Origin of the sequence: Burkholderia sp. Bp9015 (assembly GCF_003853505.1) — a bacterium.
Classification (GTDB): Bacteria; Pseudomonadota; Gammaproteobacteria; order Burkholderiales; family Burkholderiaceae; genus Burkholderia.
Genome location: NZ_QTPZ01000004.1, coordinates 143,228 through 169,484, shown reverse-complemented (window position 1 = coordinate 169,484; position 26,257 = coordinate 143,228). Strand labels below are relative to the sequence as shown.

Here is a 26,257-nt window from a genome sequence, read left to right as displayed (position 1 = left end):
CGACACACCCATGAATTTCGAACTCGATCTCGACCACCGGATGATCAAGGATCTCGTCGCACGCTTCGTGAAAGACGAGCTGATGCCGCTCGAAGCGGCCGTGATGGCGCGCGAGGCCGACGGCCAGCGCTTCTCGCTGCTCGCCGACGAACGCGCGCAGCTCGACGAGCGCTCGCGGCAACTCGGTCTGTGGGGTCTCGACGCGCCCGCCGATGCCGGCGGCTCGGACCTGCCGGCCGTCGCGATGGTCGGTGTGAACGAAGCGATCGGCATGACCGTGACGCCGTACATCCTGCCGCCCGACTCACCGAACCTGCGGATGCTGTGCGACGCGGCCGACGACGCACAGCGCGCGCGCTACCTCGAACCGTACGCGCGCGGCATCACGCGTTCCGCGATGGCGATTTCCGAGCCGGGCGCCGGCTCGGACCCGGGCGCGCTGTCGACGACGGCCGAGCGCGACGGCGACACGTGGGTGCTGAACGGCCGGAAGATCTGGATCAGCCACGCGCGCGAAGCCGACTGGACGATCGTGATGGCGCTGACCGACCGAAGCAAGGGCAAGCGCGGCGGCATGTCGGCATTCATTGTCGAGCGCGACACGCCGGGGTTCGTCATCGAACGCCGCATTCCGATGATCGGCGGGCTGTCGACCTATGAAATCGTGCTGGAGGATTGCCGCATTCCCGCCACGCAGCTGCTCGGCCGCGAAGGCGCCGGTTTCGCGCCGATGCAGGCGCGCCTGTCGAACCGTCGGCTGGAGATGGCCGCTTGGTGCATCGGCCGCGCCGAGCGCGCGGTCGCGCTGCTGTGCGACCATGCGAAACAGCGCAAGACCTTCGGCGTGCCGCTGGCCGAGCGCCAGGCGGTCCAGTGGTGGGTCGCCGACGCGCTGACGCAGATCCACGCGTGCCGCCTGATGACCTATGAAGCGGCCGCGCGGGTGGATGCCGGACAGGATGCGCGCACGCAGATCTCGATGGTCAAGGTGTTCGCGACGGAGATGGCGTCGGGCGTCATCGATCATGCGATGCAGACGCTCGGCGCGACGGGCATGACGAAGGAGCTGCCGCTGCATCAGATGGCGAACGAAGCGCGGCTGATGCGCATCTTCGAAGGCCCGACCGAAGTGCATCGCTGGGTCGTCGCACGCAGCGTGCTGTGACACCGCCATCATCGGTTCCCCGGTCGCGCGCGCGTTGCGCCGTTTTCCTCACGGAGTCGCACCTTGGACACACGTCATCTCGTCGATCCCGACATCCGCCCCTGGCTGGACGTCTGGCCGACCGTCACGCTCACCGCCGACAACCTCGCCCGGCATCGCGACCGCGTCCTGCCGCTGCCGCCGATCGACACGGTCGGCAACACGCTCCAGCATCGGCGCGTGCCGGGCTCCGGCGGCGCGCCGGACGTGCCGGTGCGCGTATACCTGCCCGACGACGCAACGCGCCCGCTGCCGGCGATCGTGCACATGCACGGCGGCGGCTATGTGCGCGGGGCCGCGAAAGATCTCGAAGCCGTGCATCGCCCCCTGGTGAAGACGCTGGGGTGCGCGCTGGTGTCGCTCGACTACCGCCTCGCGCCCGAAACGCCGTTTCCCGGCGCGATCGACGACTGCTACGCGACACTCGCCTGGACCTTCCACCACGCGGACGCGCTCGGCATCGATCCGGCACGCATCGGCGTGATGGGTGAAAGCGCGGGCGGCGGGCTCGCGGCCGCGCTGGCGCTGCTGGCGCGCGATCGCGGCGAATACCCGCTGGCGTTCCAGCACCTGATGTATCCGATGCTCGACGACCGCACCTGCGTGCGCGCACCGCATCCGCATGCCGGCGAATTCGTCTGGCACGCGGCCAACAACCGGTTCGCGTGGACGTCACTGCTCGGCCACGCGCCGGGCCTCGACGGCGTGTCGCCATACGCGGCGGCCGCCCGCGCGGAACGGCTCGACGGGCTGCCGCCGGCGTTCATCGCCGTCGGCACGGTCGACCTGTTCGTCGACGAGAACATCGGCTACGCGCAGCGGCTCATCCGGGCCGGCGTGCCCACCGAGCTGCACGTCTTCCCGGGCGGCGTGCACGGCTTCGACATCGTGCCCGACGCGCGTGTATCGACGGCCGCGCGGCGCATCAGCCACGACGCACTGCGCCGCTTCCTGCACGGCTGACCGCCATCGAAGCAGAGACGAAAAAGGGCGGCCGAAGCCGCCCTTGCCGGTCGTCGATACGACGCCCGGAACGATCAGAACGCATCCCCCGGCACCCGCACCCAGCCTTCCATCAGCACGCGCGCGCTGCGGCTCATGATCGCCTTCGTGACGGTCCATTCGCCGTTCTCGAGCTGCGCTTCCGCGCCGACGCGCAGCGTGCCCGACGGATGCCCGAAGCGCACCGCATTACGCTCACCGCCGCCCGCCGCAAGGTTGACGAGCGTGCCGGGGATCGCCGCGGCCGTGCCGATCGCGACCGCCGCCGTGCCCATCATCGCGTGGTGCAGCTTGCCCATCGACATCGCCCGCACCAGCAGGTCGACGTCGCCCGCATTCACGCGCTTGCCGCTCGACGCGACATAGTCGGCCGGCTTCGCGACGAACGCGACCTTCGGCGTGTGCTGCCGCGTCGCGATCTCGTCGAGCGTATCGATCAGGCCCATGCGCAGCGCGCCGTGCGCGCGGATCGTCTCGAACTTCTCGAGCGCCTTCGGGTCGCCGTTGATCGCGTCCTGCAGCTCCGTGCCCGTATAGCCGATCGCCTCCGCCTCGACGAAGATGGTCGGAATCCCCGCGTTGATCATCGTCGCCTTCAGCGTGCCGATGCCCGGCACGGCGAGGTCGTCGACCAGGTTGCCGGTCGGGAACATCGAGCCGCCCGCGCCCTCTTCGTCGGCGGCCGGGTCCATGAACTCGAGCTGCACTTCGGCGGCCGGGAACGTGACGCCATCCAGCTCGAAGTCGCCCGTCTCCTGCACCGCGCCGTTCGTGACCGGCACGTGCGCGACGATCGTCTTGCCGATGTTCGCCTGCCAGATCCGCACGGTCGCGACGCCGTCGCGCGGCACGCGCGACGCATCGACGAGGCCGCCGCTGATCGCGAACGGGCCGACCGCCGCCGACAGGTTGCCGCAGTTGCCGGTCCAGTCGACGAACGCGCGGTCGATCGCGACCTGCCCGAACAGGTAGTCGACATCATGCCCCGGCCGCGTGCTCTTCGACACGATCACCGTCTTGCTGGTGGACGACGTCGCGCCGCCCATCCCGTCGATCTGCTTGCCGTACGGATCGGGGCTGCCGATCACGCGCAAGAGCAGCGCGTCGCGCGCGGCGCCCGGCGCCTGCGCGGCGTCCGGCAGGTCCTGCAGCCGGAAGAACACGCCCTTGCTGGTGCCGCCGCGCATGTAGGTCGCGGGAATCCTGATTTGAGGAATGTGAGCCATGTTTGCATTGTCCCTGTATGACCCGGTCAAGCCGCCTGCGACGATTCGAGGAAGTCCTGCGCGAAACGCTGCAGCACGCCGCCCGCGTCGTAGATCGACACTTCCTCGGCCGTATCGAGCCGGCACGTCACCGGCACTTCCACGCGCTCGCCGTTCTTGCGGTGAATCACCAGCGTGAGATCGGCACGCGGCGTACGCTCGCCGATCACGTCGAAGGTCTCGGTGCCGTCGATGCCGAGCGTCGTGCGGTTCGTGCCCGGCTTGAACTCGAGCGGCAGCACGCCCATCCCGATCAGGTTCGTGCGGTGGATCCGCTCGAAGCCTTCGGCGACGATCGCCTCGACTCCCGCGAGCCGCACGCCCTTCGCGGCCCAGTCGCGCGACGAGCCCTGGCCGTAGTCGGCGCCCGCGATCACGATCAGCGGCTGCTTGCGATTCATGTACGTCTCGATCGCTTCCCACATCCGCATGACCTTGCCTTCCGGCTCGACGCGCGCGAGCGAGCCCTTCTTCACCGCGCCGTCGACGACCGCCATCTCGTTGATCAGCGTCGGGTTCGCGAAGGTCGCGCGCTGCGCGGTCAGGTGGTCTCCCCGGTGCGTCGCGTACGAGTTGAAGTCTTCTTCGGGCAGGCCCATCTTCGCGAGGTATTCGCCGGCCGCGCTGTTCGCGAGGATCGCGTTCGACGGCGACAGGTGGTCGGTCGTGATGTTGTCGCCGAGCACCGCGAGCGGGCGCATGCCCTTGAGCGTGCGCTCGCCGGCCAGCGCGCCTTCCCAATACGGCGGGCGGCGGATGTACGTGCTCTGCGCGCGCCAGTCGTACAGCGGCGCCGCGCGCTCGCCCGCATCGGCCGCGCGCGCGAACATCGGTTCGTAGACCTTGCGGAATTGCTCGGGCTTCACGCTCGATGCGACGATCGCATCGATCTCCTCGTCGGTCGGCCAGATGTCCTTCAGCGTGACGGGCTTGCCGTCCTGGTCGTGGCCCAGCACGTCCTTCTCGATGTCGAAGCGGATCGTGCCGGCGATCGCATACGCGACGACGAGCGGCGGCGACGCGAGGAACGCCTGCTTCGCATACGGGTGGATACGGCCGTCGAAGTTGCGGTTGCCCGACAGCACGGCCGTCGCGTACAGGTCGCGCTCGACGATCTCCTGCTGGATCTTCGGATCGAGCGCGCCCGACATCCCGTTGCAGGTCGTGCACGCGAACGCGACGATCCCGAAGCCGAGCTTCTCGAGCTCCGGCAGCAGGTTCGCTTCTTCCAGATACAGCTCGACCGCCTTCGAGCCCGGCGCGAGCGAGCTCTTCACCCACGGCTTGCGCGTGAGGCCGCGCGCGTTCGCGTTGCGCGCGAGCAAGGCGGCTGCGATCACGTTGCGCGGGTTGCTGGTGTTCGTGCAGCTCGTGATCGCGGCGATGATCACCGCGCCGTCAGGCATCTCGCCCGCCTTCTCTTCCCACTGGCCGGCGATGCCGCGCGCGGCGAGGTCGGACGTCGGCAGCCGCTTGTGCGGGTTCGACGGGCCGGCCATGTTGCGCACCACGCTCGACAGGTCGAACGTCAGCGTGCGCTCGTACTGCGCATCGTTCAGCGTATCGGCCCACAGGCCCGCCGCCTTCGCGTAGGCCTCGACCAGCTTCACCTGCTCGTCGCTGCGGCCGGTGAGGCGCAGGTAGTCGGTCGTCTGGCCGTCGATGAAGAACATCGCGGCCGTCGCGCCATATTCAGGCGCCATGTTCGAGATCGTCGCGCGATCGCCGAGCGTGAGGCTCGCGGCGCCTTCGCCACGGAATTCCAGATACGCGCCGACCACCTTTTCCTTGCGCAGGAACTCGGTCAGCGCGAGCACCACGTCGGTTGCCGTGATGCCGGGCTGGCGCTTGCCGGTCAGCTCGACGCCGACGATGTCGGGCAGGCGCATCCACGATGCGCGGCCCAGCATCACGTTTTCCGCTTCCAGCCCGCCCACGCCGATCGCGATCACGCCGAGCGCGTCGACGTGCGGCGTGTGGCTGTCGGTGCCGACGCAGGTGTCCGGGAACGCGACGCCGTCCTGCGCCTGGATCACCGGCGACATCTTCTCGAGGTTGATCTGGTGCATGATGCCGTTGCCCGGCGGGATCACGTCGACGTTCTCGAACGACCGCTTGGTCCATTCGATGAAGTGGAAGCGATCCTCGTTGCGGCGATCCTCGATCGCGCGGTTCTTCGCGAACGCGTCCGGATCGAAGCCGCCGCACTCGACGGCGAGCGAGTGGTCGACGATCAGCTGCACGGGCACGACCGGGTTCACCTTGGCCGGGTCGCCGCCGCGCTCGGCGATCGCGTCGCGCAGGCCCGCGAGGTCGACGAGCGCCGTCTGGCCGAGGATGTCGTGGCACACCACGCGCGCCGGGAACCACGGGAAGTCGCGTTCGCGCTTGCGCTCGATGATCTGCTTCAGCGAATCGGCGAGGATCGCCGGATCGCAGCGGCGCACGAGGTTTTCGGCGAGCACGCGCGACGTGTACGGCAGCGTGTCGTATGCGCCGGGAGCGATCGCTTCGACCGCGGCACGCGCGTCGAAGTAGTCCAGCGACGTGCCGGGCAGGGGTTTGCGGTTGGCGGTATTCATGATGTGGGGCGGAATTCGGGGTAAGACGTTGCGCGCGCGCCGGCGGCCCGCATCACGGGCGCCGGCGCGCGCGGCCGAAGATCAGCGCTTCTCGATCGGCACGAACTGCAGGTCTTCCGGACCCGTGTAGTTCGCGCTCGGGCGGATGATCTTGTTGTCGACGCGCTGCTCGATGATGTGCGCGCTCCAGCCGGACGTGCGCGAGATCACGAACAGCGGCGTGAACATCGCGGTCGGCACGCCCATCATGTGATACGACACCGCGCTGAACCAGTCGAGGTTCGGGAACATCTTCTTCGCTTCCCACATCACCGATTCCAGGCGCTCGGCGATGCTGTACAGCTTCAGGTCGCCCGCTTCCTTCGACAGCTTGTGCGCGACGCCCTTGATCACCTTGTTGCGCGGATCGGAGATCGTGTAGACCGGGTGGCCGAAGCCGATCACGACTTCCTTGTTCTCGACGCGGCGGCGGATGTCGGCTTCGGCGTCGTCCGGCGAGCTGTAGCGGCTCTGGATTTCATACGCGACTTCGTTCGCGCCGCCGTGCTTCGGCCCGCGCAGCGCGCCGATCGCGCCGGTGATCGCCGAATAGATGTCCGAGCCCGTGCCCGCGATCACGCGGCCGGTGAACGTCGACGCGTTGAACTCGTGCTCCGCGTACAGGATCAGCGACGTGTGCATCGCGTCGACCCACGACTTCGACGGCGTCTTGCCGTGCAGCAGGTGCAGGAAGTGGCCGCCGATCGAGTCGTCGTCGGTTTCCGTCTCGATGCGCTTGCCGTTGTGCGAGAAGTGATACCAGTAAAGCAGCATCGAGCCGAGCGACGCCATCAGGCGGTCGGCGATGTCGCGCGCGCCCGGCAGGTTGTGATCGTCCTTCTCCGGCAGCACGGTGCCGAGCACCGACACGCCGGTGCGCATCACGTCCATCGGATGAGCCGACGCCGGGATCTGCTCGAGCGCGGCCTTCAGCGCGCTCGGCAGGCCGCGCAGCGCGCGCAGCTTGGTCTTGTATGCGGCGAGTTCGGTCAGGTTCGGCAGCGTGCCGTGCACGAGCAGGTGCGCGATTTCCTCGAATTCGCACGATTCGGCGACGTCGAGAATGTCGTAGCCGCGATAGTGCAGGTCGTTGCCGGTCTTGCCGACCGTGCACAGCGCCGTGTTGCCGGCCGTCACGCCCGACAGCGCCACCGACTTCTTCGGCTTGAATGCGCCTGCGGCGGCCGGTGCTGCTGCGTCTTTCGTCTCGCTCATGTTTCCGTTCTCCAATGGGTATCTGGGGTGTCACGTCGGCCGGGCGCGGCGCTCGTGCGCGCGGCCCGACTTCATGCAAAAGCGTTCCGGGAACCATGTCCCGGCGCGCGGGTCGCGTTACTTCTTGCCCTGCGCGAACAGTTCGTCGAGCTTCTGCTCGTACGCGTGATAGCCGAGGAAGTCGTACAGCTCGGCGCGGGTCTGCATGGTCGGCACCGCCGCCTTCTGCGTGCCGTCGCGGCGCAGCGTCTCGTAGAAATTCAGCGCGGCCTTGTTCATCGCGCGATACGCGCCGCAGCAGTACAGCGCGATGTCGACGTTCGCCTCGCGCAGCTCGTCGAGCGTGAACAGCGGCGTCGAGCCGAACTCGGTCAGGTTCGCGAGGATCGGCACCTTCACCGCGGCCTTGAAGCGGCGATAGTCGTCGAGCGTCTTCATCGCTTCCGGGAAGATCATGTCCGCGCCGGCTTCCACGTAGGCGATCGCGCGCTCGATCGCGGCGTCGATCCCTTCTGCAGCGGCCGCGTCGGTGCGGGCCATGATCACGAACTGGTCGTCGGTGCGCGCGTCGACCGCGGCCTTCACGCGATCGACCATTTCGTCGGTCGGCACGACTTCCTTGCCCGGACGGTGGCCGCAGCGCTTCTGGCCGACCTGGTCCTCGAGGTGCACGGCCGCGACACCGGCCTTGATGAACGAACGGACCGTGCGCGCGATGTTGAACGCGCCGCCCCAGCCCGTATCGATGTCGACGAGCAGCGGCAGGTCGGTCGCGTTGGTGATCCGGTTCGCGTCGATGAGCACGTCTTCCATCGTGCTGATGCCGAGATCGGGAATGCCGAGCGAATTCGCGGCGACGCCGCCGCCCGACAGGTACACGGCCTTGAAGCCGACGGCCTGCGCCATCTTGGCTGCGTACGCGGTGATCGCGCCGACCACCTGCAGCGGCTGTTCGGCCGCGACTGCCGCGCGGAATTTCGCGCCGGCGCTCTGAAGATGCGTGTTGCTCATGAACGGCCTCCTGAAGGAATGACCATGAACAGCAAGGACCGGGCCAGCTCGTGAATCGGGGCTAACCCACTGATTCTTAAGCAACCGGCACGGGCGAGGCAGCGCCCGATGATTTCATTTCAGCAATTTCATGTTTCAAAAATGAAATCGCGCGCGCATAATCGGTCGCCATGGACCTCTCCTCGACCAAGCCCGTCGGCCCGGCCGACCGCACGGTGCGTCCGCGCATCTGGGCGATGGGCATCAGCCGCCTGCGCGACCTGTTTCGCGAGATCGCCGGCGAATTCGACGAACGCGCCGACGTGCGCATCGTCACGCGCGCGTACGAAGACGCATTGAGCGCGATCGCGGAGGCCGGCACCGCGCGCCCCGACGTGATCGTCGCGGCCGGCTCGAACGGCGGCTTCCTGAAAACGCGTGCGCAGGTGCCGGTCGTGGTCGTGTCGCCGACCGGCTTCGACGTGATGCAGGCGCTCGCGCGCGCGCGGCGCGACGCGTCGCGGATCGCGCTCGTCAGCGCCGGCGAGACGCCGCCCGAAGTGCGCCGCTTCGTCGCCGCCTACGGCCTCGACGTGCAGTTTGCGTCATATCAGTCCGCGCAGGAAGCGGAAGCCTGCGTGCACGACCTGCACGACCGCGGCATCGAGACGATCGTCGGCCCCGGCCTCGTCACCGATCTCGCGGCGAGCGCCGGCATGGGCGCGGTGTTCCTGTATTCGCACGCGTCGGTGCGCAAGGCGGTCGAGACGGCGCTCGAGGTCGCGTACGCGACGCACGCCGAGGCGTTTCGCCGCCAGCGGCTCGACAACCTGCTGCAGCACCTGCGCGACGGCGTGGTCGCGCTCGACGCGCGCGGCCACGTCGAAGCCATCAACGAGCGGCTCGCGTCGGCGCTCGGGGTCGAACCCGCGGCGGCCGTCGGCCGCGCGCTCGTCGACCTGCGCCCGGAACTGCGCACGCTGCGCGGCGAGGACGGCGACGCGCTCGCGACCGTGCGCGGTGTGCGCTACGTCGTGCATCGCGGGCCGCTCGTCGATCGCGGCGTCACGTCGGGCAGCGTGCTGACGTTCCAGGAATCGCGCGCGGTCGAACGGCTCGACCGCGCGCTGCGTTCGCAGCCGAACACGCAGCAGTTCGCGGCGCGCTACACGCTCGACGACGTGGTCGGCGCGTCCGCGCCGATGGCGCGCGTGCGCGATCTCGTGCGCCGCTACGCGAAATCCGATGCGACCGTGCTCGTGCTCGGCGAAAGCGGCACCGGCAAGGAAATGATCGCGCAGAGCCTGCACGCGCTGTCGGTGCGGCGCAGCTATCCGTTCGTCGCGATCAACTGCGGCGCGTTTCCGGAGGCGCTGCTCGAGAGCGAGCTGTTCGGTTACGAGGAAGGCGCGTTCACCGGCGCGCGGCGCGGTGGCAAGACCGGGCTGTTCGAGGCCGCGCACCGCGGCACGCTGTTTCTCGACGAGATCGGCGAGATGCCGCCGTCGCTGCAAAGCCGGCTGCTGCGCGTGCTGCAGGAGCGCGAGGTGATCCGTCTCGGCTCGACAGAGCCGATCCGCATCGACGTGCGCGTGATCGCCGCGACGCACCGGCCGCTGCTCGCGGCCGTCGAGGCCGGCACGTTCCGCGCGGACCTGTATTACCGGCTCAACATCCTGAACGTCGGCCTGCCGCCGCTGCGCGAGCGCGCCGCCGACATTCCGGCGCTCGCGGCCACGCTGCTCGTGCAGGCCGCGCGGCGCGAGCCGCGGCTGGCCGAACGCGTGCGCGAGGCCGACGATGCGATGCGCGTGCTCGGCGCGACGCAGGCGACGCTCGCGCGCTACCGCTGGCCCGGCAACGTGCGGGAACTGCAGAACGTGATCGAGCGGATCGCGGTGGAACTGGCCGAGGAGGTCGACGAGCACGATCCGGGTGCTGCGTGCGCGGCACTCGCGCCCGATGCGCTGCAGGCGATCGCACCCGAGCTGTTCGCGGCGCCGCCCGATGCGGCCGATGCCGACGCCACCGACGCGCAGACGCTCCACGCGCGCCGCCGTCGCGCGGAAGCCGACGAGATCCGCGCGGTGCTCGATGCGTGCGGCGGCGATCGCGATCGCGCGTGCGCGATGCTCGGCATCAGCAAGACGACGCTGTGGCGGAAGCTGTCGGCGAAATAGGTTCGGGCGGGATGGGCGCGATCGACGCGTGACGCACCGGGACGCGCGCTGCCGTCAATCGGCCTTGTGATAGTGGCGGTACGCCTTCGCGCGATTGCCGCAGGACGACATCGAGCACCAGCGGCGGCTGCCGTTCTTGCTGTCGTCGATGAACAGCCACTGGCATGCGTCGTTCGCGCAGCGCTTGACCTTCGCGAGGCGCGCGCCGCCCAGCAGATCGGTCGCCGACCACAGCACCGGGCTCAGCAGCCCCGCGAGCGTCGCGCCCGCTGCCCCGATCCGCCACGCGTAACCGCCGTCGATCCGCGCGAGCGCGACGCGCGGCGCCGCTTCCGCCAGAAAACCGCCCAGCAGCGCGAGATCGTCGGCTTGCGGCTCGCGCCGCTCGGCCTGCGCGTGAAAGAGCCGGTACAACGCCTCGCGCAGCGCGAGCGCGCGCGTCAGCATCGCCGGCGCGTCCTCCTTCTCGTTCTCTTGTGCTCGTGCGCGACACGCGTCGGCCAGGCCGGCCGGCACGCCAGCCTGCTCGCGGCACCACGTGAACAGGTCGTCCAGCGTGCCGAAGGTTTCGGTCGGCACGTCGGCGCCACGCCAGTACAGCGTGTTCGCGAAATCGATGCTCAGCGTTTCGGACGGCGCCGGAACCAGGCAGTCCGTCGTGACGGAAGGTTGCGTTTTGCTCATGACGCGATCGTATCTAACCACCATGCCGGTTGACAAGCATCCGGACGCTTCCTAACATAACCAGCATGGTGGTTAAAAGCCGGTTTGCTGCTGTGATGTCCCCTCTTTAGTTCAAGGAGCCACAGATGATCGATCGTTTTTCGCACGACGTTGTCCACACCGGCCGCAGCCGCGCATTCCACGACAGCATGCTCGGCGCGCTTCGTCACAAGCGGATGGCCTGGTGGTTATAAACAGGTTTGCTGCACTGATGCCCCCCTTCAGTTCAAGGAGCCACAGATGATCGATCACCTTTCGTTCGGCGTTGCCCACATCGACCGCAGCCGCGCGTTCTACGACAGCACGCTCGGCGCGCTCGGCTACAAGCGGCTGTACAGCGACGACGGATCCCTCGGCTACGGCACCAGCGAACCGGTGCTGTGGTTGCAGCACGCGGCACGTCCGGTCGTCGCCGATCCCGATTCAGGGTTGCACCTGTCGTTTCGCACGGCGTCGCCGGTGGAAGTCGATGCGTTCTACCGCGCCGCGCTGCAGCACGGCGGACAGGACAACGGCGGGCCGGGCAAACGCGAGCACTACGGCCCCGGCTATTACGCGGCGTTCGTCATCGATCCCGACGGGTATCGCCTCGAAGCCCATTGCGAGCTGGGCAACGTTGTCTGATCCGCCGAGTCCCAACGCGGATGAACGACAAGGGCCCGGTTCCGCGTCATGCGGAACCGGGCCCTTGTCTTTGTTGCACCGGGGTCGGCGTTCGACTCGCGTCGGTCGCCGCCGGCGATCCGGCGACGGGTCCGGCGGCGCTGGCGGATAGCCAGCCGGTTACGTCCGCCAGCCTCGCCCGCGCCGCGCGAGCGCTCACTGCGCGTTGCGCGTGCTCTGTAACTGCTCGCCGAGCCCCGCGATCCCGAGGCGCACCGTCTGACCCGCCTTCAGGAACACCGGCGACGGCTTGATGCCCATCCCGACGCCCGGCGGCGTACCGGTCGTGATCACGTCGCCCGGTTGCAGCGTCATGCAGGTCGACAGGTAGGCGATCAGTTGCGCGACGGTGAACACCATCGTGCGCGTGTTGCCGTTCTGATAGCGGTGGCCGTCGATCTCGAGCCACAGGTCGAGGCGCTGCGGATCGGGCACCTCGTCGCGCGTGACGAGCCACGGGCCGATCGGGCCGAACGTGTCGAAGCCCTTGCCCTTGTCCCACTGGCCGCCGCGCTCGATCTGCCACTCGCGCTCGGACACGTCGTTGACGACGCAGTAGCCGGCGACGTAATCCAGCGCGCGCGCTTCGTCGACGTCCTTGCACGTCGCGCCGATCACGACGCCCAGTTCGACTTCCCAGTCCGTCTTCACGGAGCCCTTCGGGATGTCGATGCCGTCGTTCGGGCCGCAGATCGAACTGGTCCACTTGCCGAACACCACGGGTTCCTTCGGCACCGGCATGCCGGCTTCGGCTGCGTGATCGGCATAGTTGAGACCAATGCCGATGAACTTGCCGACGCGCCCGACGCAGGCGCCGATGCGCGGCTCGCCGGAGACGAGCGGCAGCGTGGCCGGGTCGATCGCGCGCAGGCGCGCGAGACCGGCGTCGGACAGCGCGTCGCCGGCAAGATCCGGCACGTGCGCGGACAGGTCGCGAATCCGGCCGTCCGCGTCGAGAATACCGGGCTTTTCCTGGCCCGACGGGCCATAGCGAAGCAGTTTCATCGTGCTCAACCTCTGTTGTCGAATGTGACAGGATACCGGCCGACGCGGCCGCTGACGGCCACGCGCCGGACTGAATGCCGATCGTCGATGACGCGCGTCGGCCCCCGAATCCGGCAGGCCAATCGACACGCGAGGCTCGCGCAGGCGCAGCGATCGCGGCGCCGCACCGGGTGCGACGCGCATCGAGCGGGCGGCCGCCGGTCTGCGCATCGGCGACGACGGCCCGGCCTCCGCGCCATGTGCCGGCCGGTGCCGGTCGGCTTCACGCGCGGCCGCACCGTCGCTGGCCCGCCGCTCTTTGTACCATCGGCGGCCCGCCGTGAAATGGCGCGCGACGGATACCGACTATTGGTGCGCCTGCGGAGATTGCACAGCAGCATCGGGGCCGCCGAACCATCCGGCTTTACGCCCAATGCCGCGGTCCTTCGATACCGAAAGATGAATGTCGAATATTTCTTACGACCCTGTCATCGGGAACGGCACGTGATCCGTTCTTGCTGGACAACGATCGGCAAAAAGACGCCGCATTGCACACTGAACGTTTATTGTCAGGCTCGTCCGGACGGCAGTCACATCCGCATGCGGCTTCGCGAATCTGCGTGCAAACCGGCCAGCGTGCGTCGCCAACCGATTGGTCATTCCCGGACTTCCTACCATGACGCAAACGACCAATAACCCGCTCCCCGGCAGCGACGCACGGGCGTCGATGGGCGCAGCCGACCGCTATCGCGCACCCGCCCTCGACAAGGGGCTCGACATTCTCGAACTCCTGTCGGAACAAAAGGAAGGACTCACCCGCACCGAAATCACGAAGGAGCTCGGCCGCAACGCGAGCGAGATCTACCGGATGCTCGAACGTCTCGTCGCGCGCCGCTACGTGATGCGCTCGAGCGGCGGCGACCGTTACACGCTCAGCCTGAAACTGTTCGCGCTCGCGCACCGCCATCCGCCGATGAACCGGCTGATCGCCGAGGCCTTGCCGCTGATGCAGCGCTTCGCCGATGCGGCCGAACAGTCGTGCCATCTGACCGTCTACGATCGCGGCAACCTGCTCGTGATCGCACAGGTGGACGGCCCCGGCCCGTGGGGCGTGTCGGTGCGGCTCGGCTCGCGCGTCGGGCTTGCCGATACGGCGTCGGGACGCGTGATGCTGTCGTTCCAGGGTACCGAGCAGCGCGCGCACATGCTGGTCGAGCATCGCAAGGTCAAGGGTGAAACGCCGATGAACGAGCAGGAACTCGCGCACGCGTGCCAGTCCATTCGCCAGTCCGGCTACGTGCGCCAGGACAGCCGCCAGGCATACGGCGTCACCGACCTGAGCGCGCCGATCCTCGGCCCGGCCGGCCATGCGATCGCGGTGCTGACCTGCCCATACATGCGCCGGATCGACGCGCACATGGCGCCGTCCGTGGAGGTGGTCGTCGCAAGACTGCGCGATACGGCAGGCCAGTTGTCGATGTGCCGCGCGGAGACTTGCTGATTGTTGTCGAGCGGGCGACCGGGTTGAAATTGGTCGGGCGAGCGGGCGGGCGCGGCGGGCGGTCGTTCGGTCAGCGGGTCGGGCAGGCCGGTGCGACGCCGCCCACGCGGTATGCGATGTGCGCCGGTCGCGCAGGCGTTCGTACCGGCATTCCGCAGACCGTTTCCGGATGCGCGGACGCCGCGCTACGCTAGAATAGCGGCCCTCTCAAAAACTACGGCGGCCGGCTGTCGCGGCCGTCGTATCCGATGGATGTCATGGCCAAACTTCTGAACGATCAAGAATTCCAGCGTTTCTCCGAACTTCAGCAGAAGCAGGCGAGCTTCACGATCACGTCCGAGGAAGCGGACGAGCTGCGCGACATCGTCGCGCGCGCGCAGAAGAAGCGCGACGATCGCGCCGCAGCGATGCGGGCGATCGAAAACTACATCGAGCAGTTCGACATCACGCCCGACGAACTCTTTTCGCCCGAGCAGATCGGCGACGCCGCACGTACCTACGGCCTCATCACGGCCACCAAGAAGGAACGCACGCTGCCGCCGTCGATCACGTTCAACGGCAAGCCGTACCAATGGACCAAGACGCTTCCGGACGACGTGCGCAGCGCGCTGTTCGATGCATTCACGTCCGGCGAATCGGTCAAGCGCTTCATCGCGATGCCGAAGGACATCGCGCGTTGCGCGCTGACGATCGCCCGCCTCGAGCGCGAAACCGGCGGCATCTATGCCGACGCGCACCTCGAAGAACTCGCGATTTCGCGTGAGCAGGTGAACGACGCGGCATCGAAACTCGCTGCATAAACGCTGCCGCGGGCACGGTTCATGCGTGCCCGCACCGGTGCGGACGCCGGCAACAGCCGGCGCCGCGCCAGCCGGAGCACTGCGTTCGCAAGCTCCCGAAAAGTCTCACCGAAGCGTCCCGTAAACGCTCACCCAGACATCCCGGAAAAGCTCACCTGAAGCCCCCGGAGATGCTCACCAACCCCTTCCCGAACGTTCTCACCGACGCCTCCCGGAGATGCTCACCGGGCCCTCCCGGAAAGGCTCACCAGGGCTTCCCGCAAGGGCTCACCGGCAGATCCCCGGAAAGGCTCACCGAGCGCTCCCGTATCGGCTCACTCGACAGCTCCCGGAAAAGCTCACTCGTGGCTCCCGAAAAGTCTCACCTTTGCTCTGTTTCCGATCCTGCGCATGCGAAATGCCGGCGTTCATGCGCTCGACCATGACACCCCGGAACCGGTGATACGCGGAGGTCATCGGCACAAGCAACGCGCCCGCCGCGGATGCCGTGACTCGACGCGTTCGCCGTTTCCCGCCGGTCACCGAGCGACTGTCGTACCGATCCGCGCAATCGAGCGAACCAGTCGAACGATCGGCATGCCGAACGTCGACGAATTCGCTCGGCAGTGCCTGTACACCATCGACATCATGCATGCCGTACCGACTCTGCACGATGCCGCCGGACGTGCGAGCATGCTCACCCACGCGATTACGGTTGCAGCTTCATCCTGAACCCCACCACGCCGGGTTCCTCCGTCGTCGACACGGCGAAGCCGCACGCCTTCGCCAGCGAGATCATCGCGGTGTTCTCGCGCAGCGCCTCGCCGATCATCCATCCGGTGCCGCGCGATCGCGCATAGTCGATGATGCGGGTCATCATCAGCCGCCCGAGCCCCTTGCCCTTCTGATCGGGCCGCACGGCGATCGCGAACTCCGCCGTCTCGTTGTCGGGATCGGTAACCGCACGCGCCACCGCGAGCGTGTGCGACCGGCCCGACACGTCGGTGAACGACACGATGAAGGCCATCTCGCGGTCGTAGTCGATCTGCGTCATGCGCGCGACTTGCGAATGATCGAAGCTGCGCACCGCGCCGAAGAACCGCATCCGCAGATCGTCCGGCGTCATCGCGCCGAGCAGTTCGTTGTGTGCTTCCTCGTCTTCCGGACGGATCGGACGGATCGTCACGGTCTCGCCGCGCCATTCGAGCGTCTGCTCGAGATGGCGCGGATACGGCATGATCGCGAGCCGGCTGCGCCCGGCCGCCACCGTGATGCGCGGCGCGACCACGTATGCCCGATCGGACAGCACGCGCAGCGTGACCGACATCGCGACGACTTCGAGCACGTCGCAAACGACTTGCGACAGTGCCGTCAGCGCATCGAGCGTGGGTTCGACGGGCGTGCGGCGCGCATATGGCGAACGCTCCATCACCGCGCGGGCGAGCACCGTATTCAACGGCGGCAGCCCGTACACGACGAACGGCGCCGATACGCCATCCGCCGGCGGCACGGCATAACGGAACACCGGGCCGAAGTTCGAATCGTCGTACATGTCGACCGTGACGTCGACGATTCTGGCGCCGGCCGATTCGTCGGCCGATTCGTCGGCCGGTGAATCGGCCGGCTCGCCGTGCAGGCCGAAGTGGGAGAGCCAATGCAACGCCGCTTCGCCGGCCAGTTCATGCTCGCCGGCCTCGACCATCCGTCGCGCCTCGGCCTGCGCGGACGCAACGCACTCGGCCGGCTGCGGCGGCGTGCCCTCGGGCGTCTGCATCAGCAACTGCCGCCCGAGGTTGTAGTCGACGAGCCGTGCGTACGCGCGCGCAAGCCGCTGCGGCGTGGTGTGCACGGGAATGCCGTTCGCGTGCAGCGCGTCGCGCGTCGCCGCGTCGACCGCACCGAAGAAACACGCGAGGATGCCGCGGTACGCGTACTGCCGCGATTCGATCAGCGTGCGCGCGACCGCGTCGGCCGGCGCGCTGTGAGACGTCGAATGCACGACGAACAGCGTGCCCGTTTGCGGAAACGGCGCGAGCGCCTTGATGGCGGCGCCGAAATGTTCGGGACGCGCATCGTCGCCGAGCGTCAGCGGATTGCCGGGCGCGGCCAGATGCGGCAGCGCGGCCGCGACCGCCGACGTGGCCGCCGCGGGCCAGTCGGCCAGCACGTCGCGCACCTCCGCGACCGCATCGACCGCGAGTTTCGCGACGCCTGCGTCGCTCGTCACGAGCGTCGCCGCGCCACGCGCGGTGACGCGCCCGACGCCGAGCGTCTCGATCTCGTCGAGCAGATCGTCGAGCGCATCGACACGCACCAACCCCGCGCGCTGGAACGCCGCCGTGTAAAGCGCGTCGCCGGGATCGGCGCGCCCGGTGCGCAGCGCGAGCACCGGCTTGTTGCGCGCCGCTGCCCGCGCAGCCGACATGAACTTGCGCGCGGCGCACACGGTGTCGAGTTCCAGCAGGATCGCGCGCGTGCCGGGATCGCTGGCGAGGTAGTCGAGCACGTCGCCCGCGTCGACGTCGGCTTCACGGCCCAGCGCGACGACATGCGAAAAACCGAGGCCTCGCGCATCGGCCCAGCCGAGTACCGCGTTCGTCAGCGCGTTCGATTGCGACACCCACGCGACGCCGCCCGATCGTGCCGTATAGGCCGGCGCGCCGAAATGCGCATGCCGCGCGGGCGACAGCACGCCGAGACTGCCGGGCCCGACGATTCGGAGCACGAACGGCTTCGCGGCCTTGAGCGTGCGATCGAGCGCGGCGCGATCGGCGTCGGTGCGCGCCTCGCCGACGATCACCGCGACGCGCGTGCCGATCTCGCCGAGCTTGCGCACGATGCCGGCCCACGTGACAGGCGGCGTGCAGATCACGGCGACCGACGGCGGCGCGGGCAGCCGGTCGACGTCGGCCACGACCGAGTGCCCGTTCAGCTCGCGATGCTTCGGATTGACGGGCCACACGGGCCCCTCGAACGCGCCGTCGAGCACGCGCGCCCACACCATCGCGCCGATACTGCCCGCGCGCGACGATGCACCGACGACCGCGACGGACCTGGGCTGGAACAAGGCATCGAGATGGCGGACGGTCACATCGGCTCCATACGGTAACGAAAGACGACCCGACCGGCACACGGGCACGGATGGCCGTGCACCGGTCGACGCGAACTCCAAGCATAGGCGAACCCGATGCGGCTGCCTATATGCCGAACGGCCGACTGTGCGACGCGCATCAATGCCCGCAACATGGGCCGGTCGCCGACGCCTTCGCACGACGGAATGGGCGAAGGCGACACGATGCGGTCATTCGGCCGTCACTTCAAAGGTGAGGATTTACAGGAACCATGGTGAGCAAGTTCGGGAATTGCACGGCGCAATGCGCCAATGCGCGAGAGGTGAAGGCAATCGGCGACACATCAGCACCGCGGCGATCGACAACACCAATGCGCGCATGCCGCGTAATTGCGGGGTTGTTTACCGGAATTCGCGGCGATATCCGGTCGAATCGCGGTGAATTCGCAAAACGGAATCCGTCAATCGCGCGGCATTGGCGTTCAATTCGCGGTTTCAAGTCGTGCTGTCGCCACCCAAAAACAAAACGGTGCGACGGCCGCATGGCCGTTCGCACCGTCAGTCAGCGCACGAAAGGTGAGGATTTTCGGGAGTCAGTCCTTGATCAGGAAACGCGCGCGGTTCTTGCCGAGCCATGCCGGCGCACGCCCGCGGCCACTCCACGTTTCGCCCGTCTTCGGATTCAGGTACTTCGGCGGCAACGGACGCTTCGGTTTCGCGGTGGCAGCAGTGCCGATCGGCCGGAAACCGAGCTCTTCCGCGGTAATGTCGAACTCCTCGATTTTCGCCCGAATGGCGGCAATCGCATCGGCAATCGCCTTTTCGCGTTCCTTGTCGATCTTTTGCTGAAGTCTTTCGAGCTGCGCTGTCAGTTGCCTGTAGGTCGCCATATTGGATGGGACTCCGTGAGTGTTATTCATGAAAAATAGCCGACTCCAAGCGAATGGAAAAGCGCTTCACCCGATTATGGTCTCCTTATCCAGGCATATCGGGATCAATAGCCGCTTTTCCTCTTGCATGCGAAGAGAAGATTTCGCACGGCGTCATCGGTCGATTGCTGGAGGACGTCGTATTCCCCATTGCAGATGGCGCGGGCATTGTCCGTGCAATTGCTCCAGTCGCTGCCGGTGCACTGCACCTGCGTAGTCGGGCGCCCGTCAGAAGTGAACAGCGGCGCCCCACCGCCGCAGCCGCCGAGCCCCGCAACCAGGGCCAACAATCCGGCCCGACGCCAATGCGTTCGAGGCCACCGACAGACCGACGCAAGCATGTGATTCATTGTTCTTTCCGTCAACCGATTTTTGAATGCCGCGAGTATGCCACGCACCGTCGTCACACGTTCAGTCCCGCGCTCGGTCCGGCGTCCGGTCCGGGCGTCCCCGCGTCTTGTACGGCACGGCCCGGTGCGGATCGTCGGTGATGCGAACGAACACCTGCTCGACGTCGGGGAGCGCGCCGAGTTCGCGCGCCAGCGCCTCCCGATCGAATGCCGGATCGGCGCACCCTTCGACATAGATGAAGCGCCGCTGCACGGTGATCCACAGGCTCGTGCCCTGCAGACGATCGGTGCCCGCGAAATGCGCTTTCGCCGCCTCGGCGATCGGCGCGTCATACATATAGGAATTCGGTTTCGTGCAGCGGTGAGCGAGCCAGCAGGTGGTCCCGCGCTCGGCGCGGTAATGCGCGTCGTCCGTCATCTCGGCACGCGTCATCCACGGGCCGAGCGGCAGCGGGCATTCCGCGAAGCCCCGCGACAACGCGACGAACGGATCGTTGTACCAGTTGCGCCGCACCGCAGGCGAATCCTCGTCGCCCGACTGAGCGAACGAGGACGTCGCCGCCAGTATGGCCAGCCATCCGGCCATGCCGATTCGCTTCATCGTTGTCTCCTGTCAGGCACATCACCGGTGCCGTTCGTCATGTCCGGGCGCATCGGCCACCGCTTGCTACCGCTCGATCCCGAGCGCCGCGAGTTTCTTGTAGAGCGTCGCCCGGCCAATGCCGATGCGGGCGGCCGCTTCCACGACCTTCCCGTCGCAGGCCGCGAGCGCGTCGATCAGGAACTGGCGCTCCCACGCGGCCAATGCATCGGCATACGAAACGACCGGCACGCCAACGGCACCCGATGCGTCGCCCGCGTCTCGGCCGAGCGGCAACGGAACAGCCCGCGTGCCCGCCGGCACGCTGTCCGGCGCCACGCGCACTGGCCCGAGAAACGGCGCGAGCGCACCCGCATCGATCACCGAGCGATCCGACAGCATCAGCGCGCGCTCGAGCGTGTTGCGCAACTCGCGCACATTGCCGGGCCACGGGTACGCGCACAGCATCCGCAGCGCATCGTCGGTCAGTTCGCAGTGCGCGGCACGGCCGTGCTGCGCGGCGAGTTCCTCGAGCGTCGCATAGACGAGCGCCGCGATGTCGGACGCGCGCTCGCGCAAGGGCGGCGCGTGAATCGTCAGCACGTTGAGCCGGTAATAGAGATCCGCGCGAAAGCGGCCGGCCTCGACCAGCGCGGGCAGGTCGGCCGACGTCGCGGCGATGATCCGCACGTCGGCGCGCACGATCCGGTTCGAGCCGACCGGTTCGAACTCCTTGTCCTGCAGCACACGCAGCAGCTTGCCCTGCAGCGGCAACGGCATGTCGCCGATCTCGTCGAGAAACAGCGTGCCGCGATCGGCCAGTTCGAACTTGCCGACGCGTCCCTTGCGGTCGGCGCCGGTATACGCGCCCGGCGCCGCGCCGAAGAATTCGGTTTCGAGCAGCGTGTCGGGAATCGCCGCGACGTTGACGGTCACGAGCGGCTGGAGCGCGCGCGCCGACGCCGCGTGGATCGCATGCGCGAGCAGTTCCTTGCCGGTCCCCGTCTCGCCGAGCAGCAGCACCGGCGAATCGACCTGTGCCGCGCGCCGCGCCTGCCGCTTGGTTTCGAGGCTTGCGGCGCTCGTGCCGACGAAGCTCGCGAACGTGTATTTCGCGCGGCGCGCCTGCGCGAGCGAACGCTGCGTCGCGATCAGTTGCTGCTGAAGCTGCGCGTAACGGGAAAAGATCGGCGTGAGCGTCTTCAACTGGTCGAACAGCGCGAAGCCGATCGCGCCGACCGTCTCGCCCGCCTCGTTCTTCAACGGCAGGCGCGTGACGACGAGCGGCTCGCGGCCCGTCTCCATGATGTCGAGCAGGATCGGCTGTCCGGTCGACACGACCTCGCGCATCAGGCTGTTCGGAATCACCGCCTCGCAGTCGAGGCCGACCGCCTGCTGCGGATCGGCGAACCCGAAGCGCGCCGCATAACGCTCGTTCATCCACACGACGCGCGCGTCGCGATCGACGACCACCGTGCCCGCACTCGAATCCTCGAAGGTCCGAAACAGCGACTCGGCGGCGCGCAGCAGCACGTCGCCGTAATTGACGGGCAGGCGCGCCCAGTCGTTCATCATCGTGTCGTCGTCTCCGCATATGCTTGGCCGGATGTCTCCGGAACGGGACGCAGTATCTCATTTTGGAGACACGCCGGAATGCCTTGTCCGGGAAAGCCCTGCCCGATTCGATGGGCTATCCCGACGGCCAAAGCGTCTCCGGATGGAGACGATTTATGTAGAATCTTCAGACATTGGCCGGCGCGGGCCCGCCGGCCTGCCCCGGACCCATGTCCGGCGGCGCAATGCGGCCGATGGCACGAAATCTGCAAGAACCTGGGCCGGTCCGCGGCGCGCTCCGCGATCGAACAACAACCAAAGCCATTCCAAGCTATTAGGAGACTCCCTTGTCTTTCGTGATCGTCCTCGCCGCGCTGGCGTTCCTGATGTTCGCCGCGTATCGCGGCTACAGCGTGATCCTGTTCGCGCCGATCGCCGCGCTCGGCGCAGTCCTGCTGATCGAACCCGCCGCCGTCGCACCGGTCTTCTCCGGCATCTTCATGGAGAAGATGGTCGGCTTCGTCAAACTGTATTTCCCAGTATTCATGCTCGGCGCCGTGTTCGGCAAGGTGATCGAACTGTCCGGGTTCTCCGAGTCGATCGTGCACGCCGCGATCCGCTACATCGGCCGCTCGCGCGCGAATGCGGTGATCGTCGCGGTGTGCGCGCTGCTCACCTATGGCGGCGTGTCGCTGTTCGTCGTGGTGTTCGCGGTGTACCCGTTCGCGGCCGAGCTCTATCGCCAGAGCAACATTCCGAAGCGGCTGATGCCCGGCGCGATCGCGCTCGGCGCGTTCTCGTTCACGATGGATTCGCTGCCCGGCACGCCGCAGATCCAGAACATCATCCCGACCACGTTCTTCAAGACGACCGCCTGGGCCGCACCCGCACTCGGCACGATCGGCTCGCTGTTCATCATCGTCGTCGGCCTCGCGTACCTGGAATGGCGCCGCCGTTCGGCGATGGCGAAGGGCGAAGGCTACGGCACGTCGCTCGTCAACGAGCCGGAGCGCGTCGAAGCGACGGCACTGCCGAATCCGGCGCTGGCGATCCTGCCGCTGCTCCTCGTCGGCGCGTCGAACTTCACGTTCACGAAGCTGATTCCGCAGTGGTACGGCGCAGCGTCGTACACGGTCGCGCCGGACGTGCTGCCCGGCGTGCACACGCCGGTCACGACGTCGATCAAGACCGTCGTCGCGATCTGGTCGGTCGAGGCTGCGCTGCTGCTCGGCATCGTGCTGGTCGTCCTGACCGCGTTCAAGCGCGTCAGCGACCGCTTCGCGGCCGGTTCGAAGGCCGCCGTCGGCGGGGCGCTGCTCGCCGCGATGAATACCGCGTCGGAATACGGTTTCGGTGGCGTGATCGCCGCGCTGCCGGGCTTCCTCGTCGTCAGCGACGCGCTGAAGAGCATTCCGAACCCGCTCGTGAACGCGGCCGTGTCGGTCAGCTCGCTCGCAGGCATCACCGGGTCGGCGTCGGGCGGCATGAGCATCGCGCTCGCCGCGATGTCGGACCTGTTCATCAAGGGCGCGCAGGCCGCCAACATTCCGATGGAGGTGCTGCACCGGGTCGTCGCGATGGCCAGCGGCGGCATGGACACGCTGCCGCACAACGGCGCCGTCATCACGCTGCTCGCGGTCACGGGCCTCACGCACCGCGAGTCGTATCGCGACATCTTCGCGGTCACCGTGATCAAGACGCTCGCGGTGTTCTTCGTGATCGCCGTGTACTACACGACGGGCCTCGTGTAAGCGCCCGCATCGGGCGGCGTTCCGAGCGCCGCCCAACCCTGCCGGCCGCATCGACGCGGCCGGCGCGCCTTCCTCCCTCCGCGTGTTCCCGGCTGTTCGACCGGTCCGGCATTGCCGCAGCGGCACCACGGCGCGATGCTTGTCGCGACGCGCCGCATCTTCCCGATACCTCCGCTTGCAAACCAGCACGGATCGCCGGGATTCCCATCCGACACTTCGTCCCCGACCGACCGGAATCGCTCGACGCCACATTGCGGTGCAGACCGGACGGCCTGTCGCCCGTCACGTGCCGCCATCCGGGCCGTCCGCTCCACCGTTCATTGTTTCCGGCAGCAGAACACTGCGTTGGGAGCGATCGCATTTTTCCCGCGCGTGGTCGGGCCTACACTGCTTTCAACCGCCGCCGCTTCGTCAAACGAAGTCCGGCCGCCCAGCTGGAAACATGGAGGTCACGATCATGAAGCGCCTGATTCACGCAGTTGCCGTTGCCCTGGCTATATCCGCCCCGCTCGCCGCGCAAGCGCAGTCGAACCCGCCGCTCACGCGCGCGCAGGTCCGCGCCGAAGTGAAGGCGCTCAAGCAGGCCGGCTTCCAGCCGAGCGACTGGTTCTATCCGGCCAGCATCGTTTCCGCCGAAGCGAAGATCGCCCGCCAGCAAGGTGCCGGATATGGCAACGACCGCGGTGCATCACCGGAGTCGGCCCGGTAATCGCCGCAACGACGCGGCCGTCCCGCCCGACCGCTCCGTCGCGAGCCGTCACGCCTTCACCGGCTCGATCAGTTTCGCGCATGCCGCTGCCTGCGGGTCGCCCGCCGGCAGCTTCGCGCACACTCCGTCGAACTGCTTCACGACCGATCTGACCGACGCATCGTGCGCGCCGCCGCCGCGCCAGCGATTCAGCTGCGTGACGACCTTGGTCAGCGCACGCAGGTTCGCCCCATAAAACGCATCCTTGGTCTTGCCGGCCTGCGCGAGCACGCTCGCGGCGATCGCTTCTATCCGCGCCGAATCGTCCGGCGCCAGCGCGACCGCATTCGCGAAATAGGTCGCGCCCCAGCGCAGCTTGGTCGCCGGTCCGCTCGCCGAGTCGTACGCCTTGCGGTACCAGTCGAGCGCCGCGGCCTTGTCGCCGCGCGCCTTCGCATTCGCGGCCAACCCCGACATGAAGTAGTACGGCGTCGCCGAACGCGGCAACTCGGCCTTCAGCAAGACGTCGGATTCGTCGTACAGCCCAGCGTCGGTCAGCGTGTCCGCCGCTTCGCTGACGAGCGCCTGCCGCTCGTACGCGTTCGCGGCGCCCTGCACCGATGCGGCAATCTGCTTGCGCGCGGTATCGACCAGCGCCGGCGCGGCGAGCGGCGCGCCGGCGTGCGCGTCGTTGCGCGCGAGCAGCACGCGGCCGTGCAGCGCCATCAGCCGGTCGATCGACGACAGCGTCGAATCGGTCGACAGGCGCGCGAGCGCCGTGTCGTACGCGTCGCGCAGCGTCGTGCGCTGCGCGGCGTCGCCGCCGAGGTATGCGACCACGCGCGCGGGCGCCGCGACCAGCACGTCCGAATCCGCCCGCGCCAGCGCCGGTTCGCGCAGCACCGCGCGCAGCGCGTCGGCGAGCGCCGCCTTGTCGAGCGCGCCGGCCTGTGCGGGATCGTCCGATGCCGCCACCACCGCCGACTTCAGCGCGAAGCGCGCGGCGTCCGCCTTCGCGCCGGCGGCACGCGCACGTTGCGACAGCGTCTGCAGCGTCAACGCGACACGATCGGCCGGCACCGGCAGCGCGCCGTCGGTGTCCCAGGAATAGTCGGCCAGCAGATGCCATTCGGCCGGCGTCAGCGCCGCGCCGTTGTTCAGCGCGGTCGAGAGCGTCTGCCGCACCGGATGCGCGGCCGTCATCCCGAGCGACAGCGCCTGCATGTAGCGCTCGAGATCGGCCTCGCCCGGCAGCCGCGTCACTTCGGTGCCGTCCGGACGGAACAGGATCATCGTCGGATAGCCGTGCACCTTGAAGCGCTCGCCGAGCTTCTGCGCGCTTTCGGTATCGCCGTCGAGATACACGGGCACGAAGAACGACGAGCGAGCCTTGAATGCCTGCTGGCTGAAGATCGTCGACTTCACCTGGTTGCACGACGGGCACCATACGGCACCCCAGTACAGCAGCAGCGGCTTGCCGGTGCGCTTCGCGAGCGCGAACGCGGCATCGACGTCGCCCTGCTGCCAAGCGATGCCGGGCGGCAGATGCGCGCCGCCGCTCGACGGGCCCGATACGGGAGCGCCCTGCGGCGCGTTGGTGGCAAACGCCGCACCCGCGGCGGCGAACAGGCAGGCTGCAGTCAGGTTACGGAGGACGGTTTTCATCAAGGCGGGTTCCGTTGAAAGAGACGGTTGCGGATAGCGGCGTCGCGCGACGGCGGAACCGGTACGCTGCGACGGCCGGCCCATGCGCACGAAACGGCGAAGCGAAAACACGACGAAGCGATGCAACAACGAAGGGCATCGACGGATGGCACCACGCATGCCGGCATCGGCCGTGGGCATCGCGTAGGGATCACGCAGGCATCGACGCGAAAGGCCCCGACCAGCCGCTGCATGCGCACACCGCGCAGCAGTACCAACTGCGGCGACCACAGCGACCGGCAAATCATTCGACGATACGATTCGCGCGGCCGGTTGAAAACGAATGAATTCTCGAATGGATATGAAGTGTGGCGTCGCCGACGTGCGCGCCTGGGCGGTCGACGCGACCACCCACTGCGCTGCATGCGGCGCTGCATTGACTGCCGTCGGTCGCTGCACGCGATCGGGTACACGGAGGCAGGCACGACAAGGCGCACGGCATGGCCAATACATGCACATGCCGCGGCCGATGCAACGACGCGCCGGCCCGCACGCGCTTCAGCA

The 26,257-nt window shown here is 67.9% G+C and carries 20 protein-coding genes; 8 read left to right on the top strand and 12 right to left on the bottom strand.

Going from position 1 to position 26,257, the window contains the following annotated elements; translation table 11 throughout:
- The first annotated feature begins 10 nt into the window (after positions 1–10).
- Both DIE12_RS06800 and DIE12_RS06795 read left to right on the top strand, forming a co-directional pair.
- A complete protein-coding gene (locus tag DIE12_RS06800) occupies positions 11–1,165 on the top strand; it encodes an acyl-CoA dehydrogenase family protein (protein ID WP_124520241.1) in 1,155 nt (384 codons plus the stop codon).
- Between the two features lie 63 nt (positions 1,166–1,228).
- Positions 1,229–2,167 carry an alpha/beta hydrolase gene (locus tag DIE12_RS06795; RefSeq protein WP_124520242.1) on the top strand — a complete coding sequence of 313 codons (939 nt, stop codon included), beginning with the start codon at positions 1,229–1,231 and terminating at the stop codon, positions 2,165–2,167.
- 74 nt (positions 2,168–2,241) lie between these two features.
- Here DIE12_RS06795 and prpF read toward each other — a convergent pair whose 3' ends face one another.
- From prpF to prpB, 4 genes are all read right to left on the bottom strand, one after another.
- Complete coding sequence (gene prpF / locus DIE12_RS06790; RefSeq protein WP_124520243.1) at positions 2,242–3,432, bottom strand: 2-methylaconitate cis-trans isomerase PrpF; 1,191 nt, start codon at positions 3,430–3,432, stop codon at positions 2,242–2,244.
- A 26-nt stretch (positions 3,433–3,458) separates the two neighbouring features.
- Positions 3,459–6,053: a Fe/S-dependent 2-methylisocitrate dehydratase AcnD gene (acnD, locus tag DIE12_RS06785; RefSeq protein ID WP_124520244.1), complete on the bottom strand. Its 2,595-nt coding sequence runs from the start codon at positions 6,051–6,053 to the stop codon at positions 3,459–3,461.
- An 81-nt stretch (positions 6,054–6,134) separates the two neighbouring features.
- Positions 6,135–7,307 (bottom strand): 2-methylcitrate synthase, encoded by a 1,173-nt coding sequence (prpC, locus tag DIE12_RS06780; RefSeq protein WP_124520245.1) that lies wholly within the window; start codon positions 7,305–7,307, stop codon positions 6,135–6,137.
- A gap of 117 nt (positions 7,308–7,424) precedes the next feature.
- Positions 7,425–8,318, bottom strand: coding sequence for a methylisocitrate lyase (gene prpB, locus DIE12_RS06775; RefSeq protein WP_044845010.1), 894 nt, complete (start codon positions 8,316–8,318; stop codon positions 7,425–7,427).
- Between the two features lie 170 nt (positions 8,319–8,488).
- Here prpB and prpR point away from each other — a divergent pair, with 170 nt between their 5' ends.
- Entirely contained in the window at positions 8,489–10,477 is a 1,989-nt protein-coding gene (prpR, locus tag DIE12_RS06770) for a propionate catabolism operon regulatory protein PrpR (RefSeq protein WP_124520246.1), read from the top strand.
- Positions 10,478–10,531: 54 nt separating this feature from the next.
- Here the strand turns inward: prpR and DIE12_RS06765 are convergent, their stop codons facing one another.
- Positions 10,532–11,185, bottom strand: a complete 654-nt coding sequence (locus tag DIE12_RS06765; protein WP_124486058.1) for an ABATE domain-containing protein — start codon at positions 11,183–11,185, stop codon at positions 10,532–10,534.
- Positions 11,186–11,440: 255 nt separating this feature from the next.
- Here DIE12_RS06765 and DIE12_RS06760 point away from each other — a divergent pair, with 255 nt between their 5' ends.
- Positions 11,441–11,824 carry a VOC family protein gene (locus tag DIE12_RS06760; protein WP_124520247.1) on the top strand — a complete coding sequence of 128 codons (384 nt, stop codon included), beginning with the start codon at positions 11,441–11,443 and terminating at the stop codon, positions 11,822–11,824.
- Between the two features lie 195 nt (positions 11,825–12,019).
- Here the strand turns inward: DIE12_RS06760 and DIE12_RS06755 are convergent, their stop codons facing one another.
- Positions 12,020–12,868: an ureidoglycolate lyase gene (locus DIE12_RS06755; protein ID WP_044845006.1), complete on the bottom strand. Its 849-nt coding sequence runs from the start codon at positions 12,866–12,868 to the stop codon at positions 12,020–12,022.
- A gap of 655 nt (positions 12,869–13,523) precedes the next feature.
- On the opposite strand from DIE12_RS06755, the gene DIE12_RS06745 reads away from it, so the two are divergent.
- On the top strand, positions 13,524–14,348 hold the full coding sequence (locus DIE12_RS06745) for an IclR family transcriptional regulator (RefSeq protein ID WP_185500306.1): 825 nt from the start codon (positions 13,524–13,526) through the stop codon (positions 14,346–14,348).
- A gap of 248 nt (positions 14,349–14,596) precedes the next feature.
- Positions 14,597–15,148, top strand: a complete 552-nt coding sequence (locus DIE12_RS06740; protein ID WP_124520248.1) for a hypothetical protein — start codon at positions 14,597–14,599, stop codon at positions 15,146–15,148.
- Between the two features lie 688 nt (positions 15,149–15,836).
- On the opposite strand, the gene DIE12_RS06735 is transcribed toward DIE12_RS06740, so the two are convergent.
- From DIE12_RS06735 to DIE12_RS06715, 5 genes are all read right to left on the bottom strand, one after another.
- The gene (locus tag DIE12_RS06735) at positions 15,837–18,218 is read right to left on the bottom strand and encodes a GNAT family N-acetyltransferase (protein ID WP_124520249.1); all 2,382 of its coding nucleotides are present in this window, start codon (positions 18,216–18,218) and stop codon (positions 15,837–15,839) included.
- 572 nt (positions 18,219–18,790) lie between these two features.
- Positions 18,791–19,087, bottom strand: a complete 297-nt coding sequence (locus DIE12_RS06730) for an H-NS family nucleoid-associated regulatory protein (RefSeq protein WP_124520250.1) — start codon at positions 19,085–19,087, stop codon at positions 18,791–18,793.
- A gap of 104 nt (positions 19,088–19,191) precedes the next feature.
- Positions 19,192–19,476, bottom strand: a complete 285-nt coding sequence (locus tag DIE12_RS38545) for a hypothetical protein (RefSeq protein ID WP_235879175.1) — start codon at positions 19,474–19,476, stop codon at positions 19,192–19,194.
- A gap of 61 nt (positions 19,477–19,537) precedes the next feature.
- Positions 19,538–20,077 carry a BON domain-containing protein gene (locus tag DIE12_RS06720; protein ID WP_124486053.1) on the bottom strand — a complete coding sequence of 180 codons (540 nt, stop codon included), beginning with the start codon at positions 20,075–20,077 and terminating at the stop codon, positions 19,538–19,540.
- 66 nt (positions 20,078–20,143) lie between these two features.
- Positions 20,144–21,631: a sigma-54-dependent Fis family transcriptional regulator gene (locus DIE12_RS06715; RefSeq protein WP_124520251.1), complete on the bottom strand. Its 1,488-nt coding sequence runs from the start codon at positions 21,629–21,631 to the stop codon at positions 20,144–20,146.
- Positions 21,632–21,957: 326 nt separating this feature from the next.
- Between DIE12_RS06715 and DIE12_RS06705 the strand changes: the two genes are divergently transcribed.
- Positions 21,958–23,361, top strand: coding sequence for a GntP family permease (locus tag DIE12_RS06705; RefSeq protein WP_044845000.1), 1,404 nt, complete (start codon positions 21,958–21,960; stop codon positions 23,359–23,361).
- Between the two features lie 457 nt (positions 23,362–23,818).
- Positions 23,819–24,070 carry a DUF4148 domain-containing protein gene (locus DIE12_RS06700; protein WP_124486051.1) on the top strand — a complete coding sequence of 84 codons (252 nt, stop codon included), beginning with the start codon at positions 23,819–23,821 and terminating at the stop codon, positions 24,068–24,070.
- 48 nt (positions 24,071–24,118) lie between these two features.
- Here the strand turns inward: DIE12_RS06700 and DIE12_RS06695 are convergent, their stop codons facing one another.
- The gene (locus DIE12_RS06695; protein WP_124486050.1) at positions 24,119–25,714 is read right to left on the bottom strand and encodes a thioredoxin family protein; all 1,596 of its coding nucleotides are present in this window, start codon (positions 25,712–25,714) and stop codon (positions 24,119–24,121) included.
- Between the last annotated feature and the right edge of the window lie 543 nt (positions 25,715–26,257).

What these genes read in the sequence shown, in the direction of transcription:
- DIE12_RS06800 (WP_124520241.1), top strand. Translation starts at nt 11, where the DNA reads ATGAATTTCGAACTCGATCTCGACCACCGGATGATCAAGGATCTCGTC.
- prpF (WP_124520243.1), bottom strand. Translation starts at nt 3,432, where the DNA reads ATGGCTCACATTCCTCAAATCAGGATTCCCGCGACCTACATGCGCGGC.
- acnD (WP_124520244.1), bottom strand. Translation starts at nt 6,053, where the DNA reads ATGAATACCGCCAACCGCAAACCCCTGCCCGGCACGTCGCTGGACTAC.
- prpC (WP_124520245.1), bottom strand. Translation starts at nt 7,307, where the DNA reads ATGAGCGAGACGAAAGACGCAGCAGCACCGGCCGCCGCAGGCGCATTC.
- prpB (WP_044845010.1), bottom strand. Translation starts at nt 8,318, where the DNA reads ATGAGCAACACGCATCTTCAGAGCGCCGGCGCGAAATTCCGCGCGGCA.
- prpR (WP_124520246.1), top strand. Translation starts at nt 8,489, where the DNA reads ATGGACCTCTCCTCGACCAAGCCCGTCGGCCCGGCCGACCGCACGGTG.
- DIE12_RS06765 (WP_124486058.1), bottom strand. Translation starts at nt 11,185, where the DNA reads ATGGTGGTTAGATACGATCGCGTCATGAGCAAAACGCAACCTTCCGTC.
- DIE12_RS06760 (WP_124520247.1), top strand. Translation starts at nt 11,441, where the DNA reads ATGATCGATCACCTTTCGTTCGGCGTTGCCCACATCGACCGCAGCCGC.
- DIE12_RS06755 (WP_044845006.1), bottom strand. Translation starts at nt 12,868, where the DNA reads ATGAAACTGCTTCGCTATGGCCCGTCGGGCCAGGAAAAGCCCGGTATT.
- DIE12_RS06745 (WP_185500306.1), top strand. Translation starts at nt 13,524, where the DNA reads ATGACGCAAACGACCAATAACCCGCTCCCCGGCAGCGACGCACGGGCG.
- DIE12_RS06740 (WP_124520248.1), top strand. Translation starts at nt 14,597, where the DNA reads ATGGATGTCATGGCCAAACTTCTGAACGATCAAGAATTCCAGCGTTTC.
- DIE12_RS06730 (WP_124520250.1), bottom strand. Translation starts at nt 19,087, where the DNA reads ATGGCGACCTACAGGCAACTGACAGCGCAGCTCGAAAGACTTCAGCAA.
- DIE12_RS38545 (WP_235879175.1), bottom strand. Translation starts at nt 19,476, where the DNA reads ATGAATCACATGCTTGCGTCGGTCTGTCGGTGGCCTCGAACGCATTGG.
- DIE12_RS06720 (WP_124486053.1), bottom strand. Translation starts at nt 20,077, where the DNA reads ATGAAGCGAATCGGCATGGCCGGATGGCTGGCCATACTGGCGGCGACG.
- DIE12_RS06715 (WP_124520251.1), bottom strand. Translation starts at nt 21,631, where the DNA reads ATGATGAACGACTGGGCGCGCCTGCCCGTCAATTACGGCGACGTGCTG.
- DIE12_RS06700 (WP_124486051.1), top strand. Translation starts at nt 23,819, where the DNA reads ATGAAGCGCCTGATTCACGCAGTTGCCGTTGCCCTGGCTATATCCGCC.
- DIE12_RS06695 (WP_124486050.1), bottom strand. Translation starts at nt 25,714, where the DNA reads ATGAAAACCGTCCTCCGTAACCTGACTGCAGCCTGCCTGTTCGCCGCC.